Source organism: Alkalibacillus salilacus (genome assembly GCF_030812915.1).
Classification (GTDB): domain Bacteria; phylum Bacillota; class Bacilli; order Bacillales; family Alkalibacillaceae; genus Alkalibacillus; species Alkalibacillus salilacus.
In genome coordinates, this window is sequence record NZ_JAUSTQ010000017.1 from 21,078 (window position 1) to 37,925 (window position 16,848).

General features: G+C 35.9%; 13 protein-coding genes. 2 read left to right on the forward strand and 11 right to left on the reverse strand.

Translation table 11 applies throughout. The annotated features are described in order from the left end of the window. Nucleotides 1–575 precede the first annotated feature (575 nt). The 7 genes from J2S77_RS13535 to J2S77_RS13565 form a co-directional block, all read right to left on the reverse strand. Nucleotides 576–1,310: a M48 family metallopeptidase gene (locus tag J2S77_RS13535; protein WP_306978203.1), complete on the reverse strand. Its 735-nt coding sequence runs from the start codon at nucleotides 1,308–1,310 to the stop codon at nucleotides 576–578. Between the two features lie 10 nt (nucleotides 1,311–1,320). After that, nucleotides 1,321–4,419 carry a type I restriction endonuclease subunit R gene (locus J2S77_RS13540; RefSeq protein WP_306978205.1) on the reverse strand — a complete coding sequence of 1,033 codons (3,099 nt, stop codon included), beginning with the start codon at nucleotides 4,417–4,419 and terminating at the stop codon, nucleotides 1,321–1,323. A gap of 49 nt (nucleotides 4,420–4,468) precedes the next feature. Then, on the reverse strand, nucleotides 4,469–5,728 hold the full coding sequence (locus J2S77_RS13545) for a restriction endonuclease subunit S (RefSeq protein WP_306978207.1): 1,260 nt from the start codon (nucleotides 5,726–5,728) through the stop codon (nucleotides 4,469–4,471). A 9-nt stretch (nucleotides 5,729–5,737) separates the two neighbouring features. Next, the gene (locus J2S77_RS13550) at nucleotides 5,738–7,267 is read right to left on the reverse strand and encodes a type I restriction-modification system subunit M (protein WP_306978209.1); all 1,530 of its coding nucleotides are present in this window, start codon (nucleotides 7,265–7,267) and stop codon (nucleotides 5,738–5,740) included. A gap of 2 nt (nucleotides 7,268–7,269) precedes the next feature. Next, on the reverse strand, nucleotides 7,270–7,854 hold the full coding sequence (locus J2S77_RS13555; RefSeq protein ID WP_306978211.1) for a restriction endonuclease subunit S: 585 nt from the start codon (nucleotides 7,852–7,854) through the stop codon (nucleotides 7,270–7,272). Between the two features lie 243 nt (nucleotides 7,855–8,097). Next, nucleotides 8,098–9,840, reverse strand: coding sequence for a hypothetical protein (locus J2S77_RS13560; protein WP_306978214.1), 1,743 nt, complete (start codon nucleotides 9,838–9,840; stop codon nucleotides 8,098–8,100). 182 nt (nucleotides 9,841–10,022) lie between these two features. Beyond that, nucleotides 10,023–10,709, reverse strand: coding sequence for a helix-turn-helix domain-containing protein (locus J2S77_RS13565; protein ID WP_306978216.1), 687 nt, complete (start codon nucleotides 10,707–10,709; stop codon nucleotides 10,023–10,025). A gap of 132 nt (nucleotides 10,710–10,841) precedes the next feature. Here J2S77_RS13565 and J2S77_RS13570 point away from each other — a divergent pair, with 132 nt between their 5' ends. After that, nucleotides 10,842–11,834 (forward strand): ParM/StbA family protein, encoded by a 993-nt coding sequence (locus J2S77_RS13570; protein ID WP_306978218.1) that lies wholly within the window; start codon nucleotides 10,842–10,844, stop codon nucleotides 11,832–11,834. After that, nucleotides 11,815–12,093, forward strand: a complete 279-nt coding sequence (locus tag J2S77_RS13575; RefSeq protein WP_306978220.1) for a hypothetical protein — start codon at nucleotides 11,815–11,817, stop codon at nucleotides 12,091–12,093. The genes J2S77_RS13570 and J2S77_RS13575 overlap by 20 nt, the downstream gene beginning before the upstream one ends. 29 nt (nucleotides 12,094–12,122) lie before the next feature. Here the strand turns inward: J2S77_RS13575 and J2S77_RS13580 are convergent, their stop codons facing one another. The 4 genes from J2S77_RS13580 to J2S77_RS13595 form a co-directional block, all read right to left on the reverse strand. Next, nucleotides 12,123–13,268, reverse strand: a complete 1,146-nt coding sequence (locus J2S77_RS13580; protein WP_306978222.1) for an ATP-binding protein — start codon at nucleotides 13,266–13,268, stop codon at nucleotides 12,123–12,125. 412 nt (nucleotides 13,269–13,680) lie between these two features. Continuing rightward, nucleotides 13,681–14,667, reverse strand: a complete 987-nt coding sequence (locus J2S77_RS13585) for a hypothetical protein (RefSeq protein ID WP_306978224.1) — start codon at nucleotides 14,665–14,667, stop codon at nucleotides 13,681–13,683. A 31-nt stretch (nucleotides 14,668–14,698) separates the two neighbouring features. Beyond that, complete coding sequence (locus tag J2S77_RS13590) at nucleotides 14,699–15,160, reverse strand: helix-turn-helix domain-containing protein (RefSeq protein ID WP_306978226.1); 462 nt, start codon at nucleotides 15,158–15,160, stop codon at nucleotides 14,699–14,701. 372 nt (nucleotides 15,161–15,532) lie between these two features. Then, nucleotides 15,533–16,848 (reverse strand): methyl-accepting chemotaxis protein (locus J2S77_RS13595; protein ID WP_306978228.1); only part of this gene is annotated, 1,316 nt, incomplete at its 5' end.

Sequence of the window (16,848 nt, forward strand, 5' to 3'; positions counted from 1 at the left end):
AACAAGAAAATCACCACTATCATGATGGAAGATGCCACTAACCTGTTGCTCATTGTTAGCAAACCTATCCATTAACTTTATTCAACCGTTGCAAATGGTTATATAGTTTATGACTTATGACCATATGTATCTCACCATATCATTTGCTCTGGTGTGATAGATTCCATTTAATGTATAGTGCTTACCCATAGATTGTTTGACACATAACTCAATACACTGCCACTCAATTTTCAATAAACAGTCAATACGATATCAATGTTGTAGTGCACTACGTTATAAGTCGCTTTAAACGTTGACCATAACAAATGCGAGCTATACAAACAAAAAAGCAACCCTTATTCCAGGATTGCTGTAAACGTTAAACTAAAGTGCACTGTTATAATAACCTGACATCTTACTGACTTCATTAAATAGAATAATCCCGATTTGATTTCCACGATCATCCGACACCCTGTTTTTTGTAAGCTTTCGGAACCTTCTGGCTGTGCTCGTTGTCATTAAACTCATAAAAAAGATAGTTCCAACACATCATGCTGGAACTACCTCTTGGCGTAAGCATTAAATCCATTTTTAAACTACAATTCTCTCACAACTTCTTCATCTAATATCACTTTACGTTTCTCCCAATCTGGCATCAGAGCGTACAACATTTGATAAAATTGATCGCTATGATCGTTGTATTTAAAGTGAATCAATTCATGTAACACCACATACTCGATACAATGTTTGGGTGCCTTAATCAATTCAACATTTAATAAGATGGTTTCTGAATCCTTTAAACACGATCCCCAACGGGCTCTCATCGTTCTAATCTGAATAGTTGGTTTCGGGACCTCATACTTTTCAAGCTTGGAGTAAGCTTTGTCCAATGCTTCTTGAAAAATAACACGAGCTCGCTTGCGATACCATTCCGTCATTAAAGCTTCTTTCTTCTCATATTGATCGGGGTCTGTCACATAAAGATAAAGAAAGCCTCGTAAATATTTTACGTGTTCATCTTCTTTTTGTTGAACCTTCTTGACGCGTAATCGATATTGTTTACCTAAATACTTATATGACTCCCCACTTACATATTCACGTTCACTTTTTTTCTCTGGTTGCACCTTTTCAAACTTCCCAAGATGTTTAAGAATCCACGATGCTTTTTTCTGCACAAACCTTTGTATAAAATCAAGCGGAACATCCTGGTGAGCTGATACAACGACGGTCATATTGGGTTTAATATTTAAATTGACATGCTTTACATTTTTTCGTTCAATTTCATATTGGATGATGTGACTGCCGTATTCTAATTGATGTTGTTCTGTCATATACTCACCCTTAATATCGTCTTAGTGCAACAGTCTTAATGTGTTCAATCAATTTATCAATTTGATCATAATTCAGGTTCAAGGCATGTTGATCCACAAAATCACACAACAAATCATCTAATTCCTGTTCAATCCCATTGTGTACATCTTGATTGTCGTGCCAATCCACCTTAGTCAGTTCATCAATAATTTGATCTATATCTAAAGCTAATTCACCAACAATTTCGTATGATGCAGACGGTTCCTTAACTTCATCAAAAAAGTCTTTTGCTATTCCATAAAAGGCTTGTGCATTGCCTTTTCCTTTAATATTATCCGGATATTGATCTTCAGAAGCCCCTCTTCGGTATTCTTCTTTCATCTCATTCATGCGCTGCCAGTATTCTGCTTCACTGATCCGTTTTTCTTTGTAATCTTCTAATGTTTCTTGGATTCGTTCTGAAAACTTTTTATAGTAAGCGGGGTTTTCATCCCATTTTTGATGGATACTTCTTGTTAACCTTGTTCGAATGGCATCGGCTTTCGCTCGTTTAGAGCCTAATCGGTTCATTTCTTCTTCAAAGCCTTCGCGATCTAAAATATCAACTGGTTTTGTAATTTGCATCATCTCTTCTGACGATATATATTGATCCATTAGTTTCTGCATTTTCGCTTCATACTCTTTATGATCAATGGAATCAGAGTAACGAAGTTTTACACTTTTCCTTAATTCCTGTAAAAATCTTAAGTCATTCTTATATTTATCTAACTCTTCAGCACCTAAACTGTTATATATTTGCTCCGATTCTAATGCAATTCCGACGTTTCTCCCGAATTGACTTAATATATCATAAAAGTCATCTCGTAACTCCTCATCCGCTAACAATACCTCATATTCCTCGGTATCTTGCTTATTTTTCACAGGTGCGAATAGTTGCCATAAATCTGAGTAATGTTGACGTAATTCGCCCACAACTGAAACAACATCATGTAAAGCACCTTTTAAATCCTCAGGGTCAAAATTTTCAAGCCCAGCTCCTGAGTACATTTCCATTGCTTCATCTAACTTATCCAATAAACCTCGATAATCAACAATCACACCAAAGTCTTTTCCTTCATAAAGACGATTGACGCGGGCAATGGCTTGTAAAAGTGTATGTTCTTTCATTAACTTATCAACATATAAAACAGTCGCCTTCGGGGCATCGAACCCTGTTAAAAGCTTGTCTACCACAATTAATATGTCTATGTCATCGCCATTCACAAATTCGTCCTTGATAGTATCTTCATATCTGTCTGGTGTTTGGTATTTATCCATCATTCGTTGCCAAAAGCGTTGAATACGATCTTTTGAAGCAACATCTACAGCTTCATGCCCTTCTCTTTCATCAGGTGGAGAAATCACAACCGCACAATTTAAATCACCTAATTCTTCAAATGCTTCTAAATAACGAATAGCTTCAATTTTACTATTCGTCGCCAACATTGCCTTAAAGTTGGAACCTTGCGTTTTATAGTTATCCATAAAATGATTATTAATATCAAAGGCAATCATACTCAGTCGCTGATCCGATGATGCGATTCGCTCAAAAGTACTCCACTTTTTCATCACTTGATCCTTTTGCTCGTCATTCAAGTGACGCGTAATCATATCTAACTTATGATCAATCGCTTTTTGGTTAACGGTTTGTTCGACCATTCTCCCTTCATATAGGAGTGGCAAAATCGCTTTATCTTCAACACCATCAGCAATCGTATATTGGTGAATCAATTTTCCGAAACGTATCATCGTATTTTTCTCTTTTTTCATGAGTGGTGTTCCTGTGAAACCTAAGTAGCTGGCATTCGGAAATACTTTTTTCATCTTTAGGTTCAGTTCACCATACTGTGTTCGATGACTTTCATCCACCAACACAAATATGTCTTTTGATGTAATCGGTTCTTGATCTTTCGAGACCTTATCAAATTTATGGACGAGAGTCGTCACGACATCAGCATTGTTGTCATTGATTAAATCGATTAAATGATTACTTGTTGTTGCTCGTGTCGCTTTCAGTCTCGTATGGTTAAAAGTTCGGTGAATTTGTTTATCTAAATCAACACGGTCTGTTACGACGACAACTTTCGGGTTTGTATTCCAAAGCTCTGATAAAATATATTTAGCCAACATGACCATCGTTAACGATTTCCCTGATCCTTGTGTATGCCAGATCACACCACTTTGACGATTTCCGTTTTCATCACGTTCTTCAATGGTATTAATGATCTCTTTAATCGCAAAATATTGTTGATAACGAGCAATCTTCTTAACATCTTTATCAAACAACACAAAATATCTTGTAAGATCTAATAGTCTTTCAGGATGAAACAACGAAATAATGTTGCGATCTTGGGTTGTCGGCATACGATCGGATACCGTTTGATTCAGTTGCTTTTCTAACCATTTCGAATTTTGTTCTTTCCAAATCGACCAGAATTTTTGTGGCGTATTGCAAGTCGCATATTGCGTTTCATTTTTATTCGTTGCCATCACGATTTGAACAAACTTAAAAAGCTGTGGAACATAGTCTTTGCCTTGATTTCGTATCATTTGGCTAACACCTTGTGCCATCGATACGGAGGCTTTCTTACATTCAATCACCGAAAACGGAATCCCATTCACAAACAGCACGATATCTGGGCGAACTGTCCCCTTCCCATCTTGACGTTCAACGGTGAACTCTTCCACCACATGAAAATCATTATTTTCAAAGTGCTCCCAATCAATGAACTGGAGAGAAAATGATTTCTTCGATCCATCAGGTAAATTCTCCGTATAACTTCTCCCTAACATGAGTGATTCATAGATTTTTTCATTAGTCTTCACTAAGCCGTCCGTTAACGACTCATCTAAGTCACGAATCGCCTGCTCCACATTGCCGTCACTAAACGCATGCGTTTCCCCTTTATATTCAAAGCCATTCAATTCGTTTAGTTTTTTCTTCAAAATATCTTTGAGTAACACATTATACAGGTTGCCCCGCATTTGTTCGGCTTCTTCTGTGGGTAAGTATTGATAATCCATACCTCTCAATACGTCAATCGCAGGTTGTTGACTCGTTGAAAGCTCATCACTCCTTGGCGAATGCATCCAATCACCTCCGTAATAGTAGATTAAGAAGAAAGGAAGGAAGGAAGTATTAGACCTTCACCCGAACCTTTCCTGTTAAAAGTAACTGCATAAGACCTCTTTTTTGTAACTTTATGTGTCGTAACTCTTCTTCCAAATAAAATATCTCTTTATCGCAAATACCAAGAGTTTCAGCTATTTTATTCTGTTCCTCTAAATCTGAAGGGACAAAGAATTTCATAGATTCTATATCTGAAGGCTTTAAATTATTTATATTAGATCCTGCAATTAAAATTGAAACGTAATAATCATATTTACTTGTCTTGAACAAATACTTGATGAGCCTCGATGAAACATTTTTCTTTGATCGAAAAATTGAACAAAACGCTCCAACTGTATAAGATTGATTTGAAGCATGCTTATACTCTACATTTTTTCCTACTAATTTTTTAGAACCATTCGCCATACTAATGATAATGTCGTTTTCTTTAAGAATTTGTTTTTCTTTTACTTTTACTTTATCAACATATTGAATATCTGAATAAAGAACTTTGTTTTCAAAAATATTATTTGACCTTAATAACCTACAAGTATTTGTGCTCTCTTCTGAATATAAATCACCTGGTTTATAACTCACACCTCGGATACAAAAACCTATATCTCCTAACCTGATCTCCTTCCACTCGCCATCAAATCCTGATACTCTCATTTCACCCGTCAACAACTTCTGCATTAATCCATTTTTTCGTTCTTTTTTCTGCTCTATTAATTGCTCTTTTAATTCAATCGCTTTGTCCCAGGTGGAGAGAATCTCAGCTATTTTTTGTTGTTCCTCAATTGGCGGAAGTGCAATTATTAAATTCTTGAAAAAATTCAAACCTATAGTTTTAATTGTGCTACCAACAGCAAATTTTTCAAATATATAGTCTCTATATAAAAGATTATAGTAAAGATATACATTGTTTAACTTGGGCCCACATATATAATTAATAAAATGTTGGCTCGTAGCCATTTCTTGACCTGCTATGGCCATCTTACCTATTGTAGCATCTCTTGATATCATAATTGTTCCTTTAGGGAGTAGAACTGCCGATGAATTATTGATACCTTCACACGTTGTGTTATCAGTAGTATCATAGACATATTTTTGATTAAATTTATAGATATCTTTCAAGGATACCCAAGGAATGGTTCCATTCCAATATTCCCCTATTTTTTTATTAGGCGTATGACCTGATTTTCGAGTGGCAACATTGTCAATCAAAGTTATTTCCCAGTCTTCAGGTAAATTTTTTAATCCATATCTTTGTTTACTTCTATCTTTAATCAAGCTTCTCACCTACAATCCTAACTCTTTCAGATACTCTTGCAACTTATTCTCAATGCCTTGCAATTCAGACTTAATATTATTAATGTTCTGTTTCACTTCAGCCATATCAACGGGTTCTTCTTCTTCAAACGTATCCACATAACGTGGGATATTTAAGTTATAATCATTCTCTTTGATTTCATCTTTAGTGGCAACATAGGAGTATTTCTCAATTGTTACATAGTTTTCATACGTATCGACAATCTTCTGAATGTCTTGATCACGTAGCTTGTTCTGATTTTTACCTTTTTCATAGTTATCTTCACCCGACGCATCAATGAATAAGACATCTTCACGTGTGCGATTCTTTTGGAAGACCATAATACATGCCGGGATTCCTGTTCCATAGAATAAACCTTCTGGAAGACCAATGACTGCATCTAATAGATTCATGTCAAGGATCTGCTTCCGGATCTTCCCTTCACTTGACCCTCTGAATAACACACCGTGTGGTAAAATCGTCGCCATTTTTCCACCCTCATCTAACGAGTACAACATATGTTGAACAAAAGCATAGTCCCCTTTTGAACTTGGAGGAACACCCCATTCAAATCGACGATAAGGGTCTAAGGAAGCATCCATTTTAAATTTATTATCTGCACTTGTTTCACCTGCAAATCCCATCGCCCATTTATCTAATGAGAAAGGCGGATTGGCAACAATACGTTGAAATTTCATAAGCTTATCATCTTTTAAGTGTAGTGGATTTGATAACGTATCACCCCACTCTAACCTTGCATCATCAATGTCATGAAGGTACATATTCATAATAGCTAAGGCGTGTGTTTGACCATTACGTTCTTGACCGTATATTTGTACCTTTTTACTCGGTACTTGATTCGCTACTTTAATAAGAAGTGAACCAGAACCACACGTCGGGTCATAAATTCGATCGTTTTCTTCAGGTTGAACAAGTCTTGCTAATAGTTCTGACACCATAGTTGGGGTAAAAAACTCTCCACCCTTCTTTCCTGCATCTGAAGCAAAGCGTTCAATCATATATTGATACGAATCGCCAATAACATCTTCTCTTCCAACAACAGAAGGTTTTAAAGTAAGTTTATTGAAATCTTCCAGAACTGAACGAAGCATCGAATTACGCTCTTTCGCTTTCCCCAGCACCGATTCTGAGTTAAAGTCGATGTTACGGAAAACCCCTCGGAGTTTTCCGGTGTTTTCATCTTCAAGTTTTTCTAACGCTTTGTTAATGATTTCACCGATTTTAGGGTCATTGCGTTTACTGTATAAATAGTCAAAAGTTACATCGTCTTCTAATACAAAACGCTCACGGGATAACGCACGTTGTATACGTTTTTCATCCCCATTGTATTTCTTTTTATATTCTTCTAAATGTTCCTTATTAGCATCACTCATATACTTTAAGAACAACATCGTCAATATGTAATCTTTATAGATGCTGGAATCAATCTTCCCTCGAAATGTATCGGCCGCCTGCCATAAAACGGAATTAATCTGTTCTTTAGTCACTTGTTCACTCATACTTATTCCTCCTCATTTAATAACAATTTGTTGGTGATTGCTTCAATGTATTTACCTTTTTCAATCACTAATTGTTCATATAATTGCTTTTCTTGTTGATATAATTCCAAAACCTCTGTAATGGTTTCTTGTCTCACCAGCGGAAGCTCTTTAATCTCCAAACCTTGTAATATATTTTTGTTTGTACTGGCAACCATTGATCCTGATTGAGCTCGTTCTAATTCGTGTTTAATAACGTTAGAATTCAAATACCACGCAACATACTCAGACATGAAGTTTGGATTGACTACTTGAATAATTCCGAAAGATGACGGAATCAACAACCCTTCATGTTGATTATCAATATAAAGAGCCGTATAAGGGTACGTCAATCGAAAAAGGATATCACCTTTTTTAGTTAAATAACGTTCATCTAATATTGACTGACTGCCGAAGGTTTCAAACTGTTTAGCATTAAATATACCTTCTTCATCCAAATTCCCAAGCGAAACTAAAGGATATTTTTTCTTTATATCAAAGTCCATCCTCGCTTTCTTCCGCGAAAGAACTAACCCCATTTTAATTTGAGCTATGTCCCCGAGTTTCATCATACACCCCCCTTTTTTTGTTATAAACAACTTATAACAAAATCATGTTATAAACATATTATAACATGATCTATACTTTGTAAAGAGTTTCAACGAAGAAACTTGAATATATATAAAGACTTAAAATATCAATTTTTAATCACTATACGTTAAAGGCAGTGAACCTACAGCACTGTGACTAATCACAACAAAACAAAATACTTCATAAAAAAACAGCCCTATAAAGGACTGTTTTATTTAGCTTTATTGTCTAAACACAATATGATGATGTTCCGGTTCAATACCATGTTGAGACATAAAGTATTGTAAGTCTTTTAAATACTTACTCAAATTCGAATTATCTTGAAGACCCAAGTTGTCTCTAAGTTCTTTTTTGGTAACTTGCGTGCGACCTTCTTTTTTGCATTGTAATAGATAGTCTCTAATACAATTTCTCCAATTTCTTTGTCTACCAGACTCCGTCTCTTTTTGATTTGTCTTAGGTTTAAAAGCATAATCATACCTATTAATTCCAGGTAACTCGCTCTCGATCATGTCAACTGCCTGTGAATTATCTGTAAATAATACATATTGAGCAGGTAATTGATTATCACGGTTAATACGTTTCAATGCTTGATAAAACTCACCCGCAATCATTGTTAAACGAATTGGTTCAACCCTTTCGTCGTTAAACATTGATATCGAGTCATCATGCTGTTCATTGTCATCAAAGAAATGCGATTGTAAAACATAATCAATATAATCAAAATTCGGTGTTTTTAAAATGACAACCTTATCAAACATCTGATACGTGTTGACCCCAATAATATTACCGAAATAATCAATCGACACAACTTTGTCTATAAGCATCTCAGGATCTTTTAATGGTGAAATAGCACTTAGATGCCCAATTAAGCTCTCTCTTAAATCGTCAAAGTTATTTTTATCAGTAATAAATAACGTTCTTTGCTTTAGATCAATAGGCTCTTTTTCTAACACCTGATAATAAAAATTTACATAATTCGATAATGATTCCTTACTGGTCTTCACATCATAATGTATTAAGGATGAATTCGAATAATTATATTTTTTAGGTTGCTCTTTAACTTGGAATAGCGACGATAAGTTATAGCGGGCATCCAATCCCCCGTTAGCATCGAGTATAATATTATTATCTAACATTTTATATGCTACGTTATCATTAAACGTATGAAACGCTTGATTATTATAAAAACACCCGTTTTTCAACACAAATAATATTCTCTCTACAATACTTGCATCTTCACTCTTCTTATAGGTTGATAAAAAGTCTTCTAAATCATCAACCATATTGCCATTCGATACCTCATGGCTATAATAAGGAACATTTTGAATGTAATACGGATCTTTTTCAAACCTGTGCAATTGATCGCGTAATTCACGCGCCAGCATTTCAATTAATTCACTATTTATAAATTTGTGAGAATTGCTCCAAAGCCATTGAATATCACTCATTTCAACTTTTATACGATCTAAAATATCAGGAAATTCATCTATGATTAAGATTTGTCGCCCAGAGATGATATCTTCATGTTCACTATAACAAACTTGCTCATACATCCGATGCGTGATTACTAATATCTGAGACTTTAACTTCTCCCTTCGCCGCTTTTTGGAACCTTTATTATCTTGGGAATCCAAGTAAGCTGCTACTTCACATTTAGCATATTCATTTATTCTATCAACTGTCGACTGTAATTCACCGTCGCGCGAAAACTTCTGTACATATAGAACAGAATCATCTCTTTTTTGCGTATATAAACCTAATAGTAATTGTGTGATTCGACTTTTTCCTGTTCCAGCCTCATAATTAAAAACCTCAAAATGTTGATTGCTCCACATTTCCTTGTATCTGATTTTGTCTAATAAGTCTTTGAAATTTTCTTCAATTTGTTTAGCTCCTTCAACAGAACTAAGATTATTATTGACGTCGGTTTGACGTTTTTCTATCACAGGACTCTCAGTCACGTTATTACCTCCATAAGTGCATAATACTCTATTTAAATTGCCTAATATCTTACTCATCATTGTATAATGACAAGAATAACATTTTCAATGCTTATAAGCAATAAAATTAAAATAATTTTAAGTTGGACAATAAAGTTACGGAGGTAACAACATCAAAAAAACCAACTACAAAATGTAGTTGGTTAGTCCAATAATGATACGACTTTAATTTGGCGATTGTATTTAACACATAAAACCTTTTTGTCTGGAAGGTCCAGAGTAAATGAATCATCGTGTATGTCAGCAATATCAGCTCTCTCATGGAGTGACGTCGAAATACTTTCTTTCAAATCACGAAGATAATCAATACGCTTGTAAACATCCGAATCTATATCTACATCGTATTCATTACCATTAATGCTGACACTAAAGTGACTTCGTTCATTTAACAGACTTTTGAATTGCTCCGATTCTTCAATCACTTGGTAGATTTGTTCGTATGGTTCGGATATGTAGTGTGTTAGTGCTCTAATAATATGAATTAGTTTCTCTTTCTCGTTATAATGCAATTCTATTTGAAAATCTTCATCCTTCAAAGCTAAATCGTTAACACGGATGATTTCGTCAATTGAAGTAGTTTGATCATCGATATCAATTTCCATATCTGTATACCCTAATGAAAACAGAACTTCTTTCAGATCGATGTTTAACACTCTAATTAGATCCATCGCCAATGTGAAACTTGGATTCCGTTTTTCACCTCGCTCTAAACGGTTCAGGTACGGTGCAGACACATTTCCGATTTGTTTACCTAAATGGCTTAAAGACCAACCCAAGCCTAATCGATGACGTTGCACGATCTTACCGAAAACAAACTCTTCTGATTCCATATTATCCCCTCCTATTATTATGAATTTATAAGAACGTCAAACAATCTCCCGCAAAAAATTATGAAAAATTATTATAAATCAGCTTTGCCAAGTCTATTATACATTAAATCATATATTAAAGGAGTTGATAAAATGAAACCAAACGCACTAATAGGTGTCGATTCAGGTAAATACGCCACAAAAGGCATCTTAGAGGTGAATGGTACACAGTATGTAACATCATTTCGCACCAAAATACAAGCTATCGATGGTATGGGGATTGATTTACAGCCAGGTTCATTCCATGTTAAGCACAACGGTCAAGAATATTTAATAGGTAATATGGTGTCTGAATCGATGATGGACAGTAACCTGAATAAGCACCTGAATATTCATCGAATCGCCATTTATACTGCTGTCATAGCCCTTTTTCAAAAAGCTAATCTTAATCCAGATGACTTCGATATTCATTTAGCCGCGAACGTCCCTGTAAACATGTATAAAGACAAGAATAGCAAAGAATCATACCAGTCTTATATCAAACAAAAAAGTTATCCAGTGAGTATTCGAGTCAACGATATCCCTCAGATGTTTAGCATCAAAAGTGTTACCGTTGCTTTTGAAGGAGTTGGCATGATATATAATAACCCCGAACAATTCACCAATGCTTCTTCAACCATCATCGATATCGGCGGGCTTAATACAAATTATTGCTCATTTTCAGGATTACAACCTGATTTTAATTCAATGATTGTAAACCAATTGGGCATCAACCATTTGAAATCTGACATCGAATCGGAGTTAAAGAGAAAATATAACTTAAACGTGTCAGCTAATGATCTTGAACAAATCATAAAGGAAGGTTTTCTTATTCACTTTGGCGAGGTGCAACAAGAAAGTTCAGATCTGATCAAACAGTTCAAGCAAAACCATCTCGATAAAATCATTAGTTATGCACAAATAAATGGGTACACTTTCAACAACACAACCATCTACTTTATCGGTGGGGGCTCGAACCTTTTAAAAGGTGAAATTCAAGATAGGTTTGCAAATGCCTACGTGGTAGAAAACCCACAGTTTGCAAACCTTCAGAGCTTCATCTCGATTTTAAAGGTGAAAACTGGACATGACAAACAAGTATCCTAAAGCAACCATAAGCTTTCCGCCACGTGATTCAGACGTTTGGGAACACTTACAATCTATTAAAGCAGAGCATAATGTTAGTGACTATATTAGATCACTCATACGACAGGACATGGAAGGGCAAGGCTGTATGGATGAACAAAAGATTATCAACCAAGTGCTTCAGGCTCTCCAAGTGAATCAACAAGCCGAGTCACAGTCTGATGTTGAAAGGACACTCGTACACGATGAGACAAAGCACACAATTGATAACTTGTTTTAAAATAAAATGCTGGCGATCTGCCAGCATTTTTAATCACTATCATAGAGAGATTTTAAAATTTTACCTGTTGCAATTTTTTCCGCAAAGCCTTCTTCAATCCTGGATAACCAATTGCTATTAGCAATTCTTTGTTTCACCTCATTCATTGTCGATTGAATACGGTTACTAATATACTCTTCAAAGACTTCTTTATCATGGCTATCCTCAAAAAACATGACGACTTGTTTAAATTGTTGTTGAGCCATTTCATATTCTAAATGATTATCATTAAAAAAATGATATAACAAGTGATTGAGGTCCCCTTTTATAAAATACTTGTACAATAATGAATCGCCACAGTTATTACTGTCTTCTATATTTCCCCAATCTGGAACAGAAGTTTTAAATCTACCTCCATCCAATATCACAGCTCCAGAACTATAAAGTGTTGTTCCATGATACTTCAAACTAACTGAGCCCCACATCGTAGTTTGGTTTGGCATTAAATAAGAGTAGAATTCAGTCCTATCTGCCTCCCAATTCATGTCTATTTCTATAGTATATTCAGGGGTATATCTGTGATACCAAAAATCGTCACCAGGGCGCTCAACCCAATGATCTTTTTCCTGCAATTTGTATTTAAACTGCTCTAAGGGGGATTGATTTAACCGAAACCTTTTTTTCCACAGATCTTCAACATTTTTAATATCCGCACCTTGATCAATTGGTGTATTGGTATCACCAACACGAGTATAAATATAATTAGCGTTAACCTGCATAAATCGACTTGATAAATAAAATGGCACATCATAGCTATTCTTAACCACTATTACATCCAATTCGCTTTGATTCACAGTCACAGTATGCAATTCAACAATAGGCCTAACCTCACCTGCAAATGGTTTATTTTTCATGAAATCGATCAGGTTTTGTTGATTTTTTCTACTTGGGTCCCCAGTTACACCTTTTAACTCATAATTATCAGTTACCCCAATGATAATATAAGCGTCTCTATCACTTAGAGTATTAGCCATGCAAATGATATCAAACAAAAGGTCGGACTTATTAGAGTAGTGTTTTTCTTTAAAATCCCAGTATTCTCCTTCACGTTCTAAAGAAATCAAATATTCTACTTCATTTTCTATCGAATTACTTTTCTCTATTGGAGCCACCTCCTCTTGAAAAGATTGTGACATTTCACCCTATTGTATCAAAACATCTAAACAATCACATAAAACAACATCAATCCAGCTCGGAATGACTTTTAGTCTATCAAAATTCTTCACCACTTTATTGCCGTTATAGTAACGAATTATTTGGTTATGTTTCCTACCAAACGGTATCCAACTCAAACATTCTATTTAAGACTAAGAAAACAATTATTTAGGCTTTATCATTATAAATCATTAGTGGGTGTCGTAATTGAATAATGACAAATCACGCTCAACACTAAGACCTTCTTCTTTTGCCAATAAAGATGGTCCATTTCTATTGTATTAAGACAAATCAATATACCGATTATGATTACATGTTATGCTTTATGTACGTCATCTCATTATTCCCCTTTCATAATAATGACGATGGCTCAACACAAAAACACAGGTATCCTTAAAATAAGGATACCTGCTCTTCCTTTATGATTGGCTGGCTCTCTTGATGATTTAAAATGGGCTCATAAATGCTATAGAGCCATTCAAATTGATCAATCAGTTCTTCAACGATACTTGAAAAATCATCCGAAAAGGTATAATACATCAATATACGATGATCAACTGACCAGTTCGTTTGCTTCAATCGTTGCGATGCTACATCATTTAGAACTTGTTCAAACATTGCTTTTTCATACTGCTTTGGGTTGGTGATAGAGAATTCTATATAAGGTTGCTCCATACGATTCACTAATGAGAAAGCTAATCGAATAGACGTGCGTCCTGTCCCGAAATTGAGCTGATTAGACTTTAACTTTTTATAGCGATGGACATTCAAAAAATAAGGCATCCGTTTCGATAACCGTCTCATAAAATACTGATTTTTATAATACGTTGAAATCGTTGGATTATCAGGTACCCATATTGAATGGTCGTCTCTCGCTTGGTAATGGTCTGGCATCGTAGACGCACATCCGACAACCGAAAGCTCAGGTAACACGACCAAACCAGCGCTTAAACGTTCCCAAAATGCCATATCTGTTAATTGATTCAGATGCGTTAACTCATCCAAAAAACTGTCATTCAACTCAACGAAATACAACTTTATCGGCTTAATCGTTTGAAAGTGAACCAGCTTTGACAAGGCGCTAATATGCTCTGTTCGAAAACTCGGTGCAAACCAAGCAATGATACCTTCATTCGTCTCATCAATTAAGCGCTTCACTTTTTTAAAATGATTATCATCGCTTTGATTTAATTGGCTTTCAATCATAACGGGCAAACCCGACTGCTGATCCAATCCATTCATATCCATATAGCCATCTTGAACCGGTTTTTCTAAATTATCATGCTGATAATCAACATCCCACAATTGCTTCAGCAATTGTGGGTTCTCCTTCAACATGATATGAAACAAAAACTCCTTTCTTGAGCCTTTTTTACTCAATCAAGATCAACTCCTTCACACAACAAATCGCTCAAGCTGAATGGAATTCTGACACCAATTTCGATAGCGTTGACGCGTCATCAATCGTCACCTTTTCGCTCATCTCATAGACAACAAGCTCGACCATTTTGATGAGCGCCTGTTTAGCTTGTACATTATCGATTTTAGTCTCGCCAATCGTGAACTCATGAGCCATCAATAGTTCCTCTAAGCTCGGCGTTGCGTTCCAATCACCATCCACATCAATAAACAAGTTGAATAGTTGATACGGCGTAAACTCTAACGCCTTCGCCAATAACAACACGACGGTTAACGATGGATTTTGACGTTCCGTCGTTTCAACGCGATGGATGTACGATGCCGACATCCCCGTTAGCTCTCCTAATCTCTGTAAAGACAACCCCTGTCGTTTGCGTTCATGCTTTAACATGACTGCAAATCGCGTTGTGATCTTGCGCTCTTCTTGATCCACATAAAACGTCTGATCCTGCATACAAAATGCCTCCTTTTAAAATTTGTTGATCAACAACAACCTGATTGATTCGGCTGTATTTCATATTAGATATGAACAGACCATTTAATAACAAAATGTTGCTTGGATAGAACGTTTGTTTTGCTATTGATTTTATGATATCAAACGTATGTTCTTAATTTAGATTGTTGCTTTTAAACAATAGAAAAATTTTGTTGACCGATATAAGAGGCGATTCTTGATGATGCAATCAAGGCAACACAGTCTGATTATGTAAAGACCATAACAGAATCAAAGCATGAAAGGGTTAGTACACAACAAAACCTCCCAAGCTATTTAGCTCAGGAGGTTAGAGGGTTCCGTATTTATTTATACGCCTAATAGTGATTCTGCTTATTTAAGTTTAAATTCACGAATCAATCCATTTAGATCCTCTGCTAACCGAGATAACTCATCCGAACTGGACGCGACTTCTTGCATCGAACTTGAGGATTGTTCTGCTGATGCTGATGCCTCTTCAACACCTGCCGCTGATTCTTCTGCAACTGAGGCGATTTCTTGGACATTCGATGTCATCTCTTGCGTGTTTGAAGCCATATCAGATAGATTATCTTTGACGGTTTGAATTTGATCTGACATGTCGGTAACGGCATTAGCGATTTGCTCGAATGTTTCACCTGTCGTTTGAATCTGATTTGAGCCTTTTTCCACTTCACCATAACCAGATTGCAATGAACTAACGACATTAGTTGATTCGTTTTGAATTGAGCTCACAATACCTGTAATTTCATCGACTGAATTTGATACCTGCTCTGCTAATTTTCGGACTTCATCTGCTACAACCGCAAAGCCCTGACCATGCTCACCAGCACGTGCTGCTTCAATAGCTGCGTTTAACGCAAGTAAGTTCGTTTGTTCCGCAATATCTTGAATAACCGAAACGAGTTTTGAAATCTGTTGCGATTGTTGATCTAAACTATTCACTTTCTCAACAGCATCTTTAACAATTTGATCTACTTCAGCCATTTGGTTAACCGATGATTTCATCATATTACGCCCTTCATTCGTTAATGATAGGACATCTTGGGATGACGCATGAATCGCCTCACCTTTATGATTGGATTCCTGAACTTTTCCATCAAATGATGTCATATTTTCTGAAAGCTGACTGGCGTTATTGGCCTGTGTTTCAGCACCTGATGACATCTCTTCCATTGTAGACGAGATTTGCTCGGAGCCTTCTCGAACTTCATTAGCTGATTGTGTTAATTCTTCACTTTGGCTACTTACCGTTTCTGATATGTTAGAAATCTTATTGACCATTGTTCGTAAGTTTTCAACCATCGTATTTGTAGCCGTTGCCATACGCCCAATTTCATCTTTGCCATCATAGGCGATTGGTTCAACAGCTAAATTATTGTCAGCAACTTGATTACTAACGGCTACAACCTCGTCAAGATTTCGTGATACGATCCGACTAATCATAACCATCAATACAATACCAATAACAAGTGCAGCAGCCATAGATATTAGCAACGTCATCATCGTTGTTCCCTGACTATTTTGCGCAGTTGTTACACCCGTTGCCCGTTCTTCGCTCACAGTTGTTTCTAATTCATCTAATAAAGTTACCGTTTCACTTCGCAATTCATCTGCTTCAGATACAATCATTTCCATTTGTGAGTTACTATTTGTATTTACAAGATCTT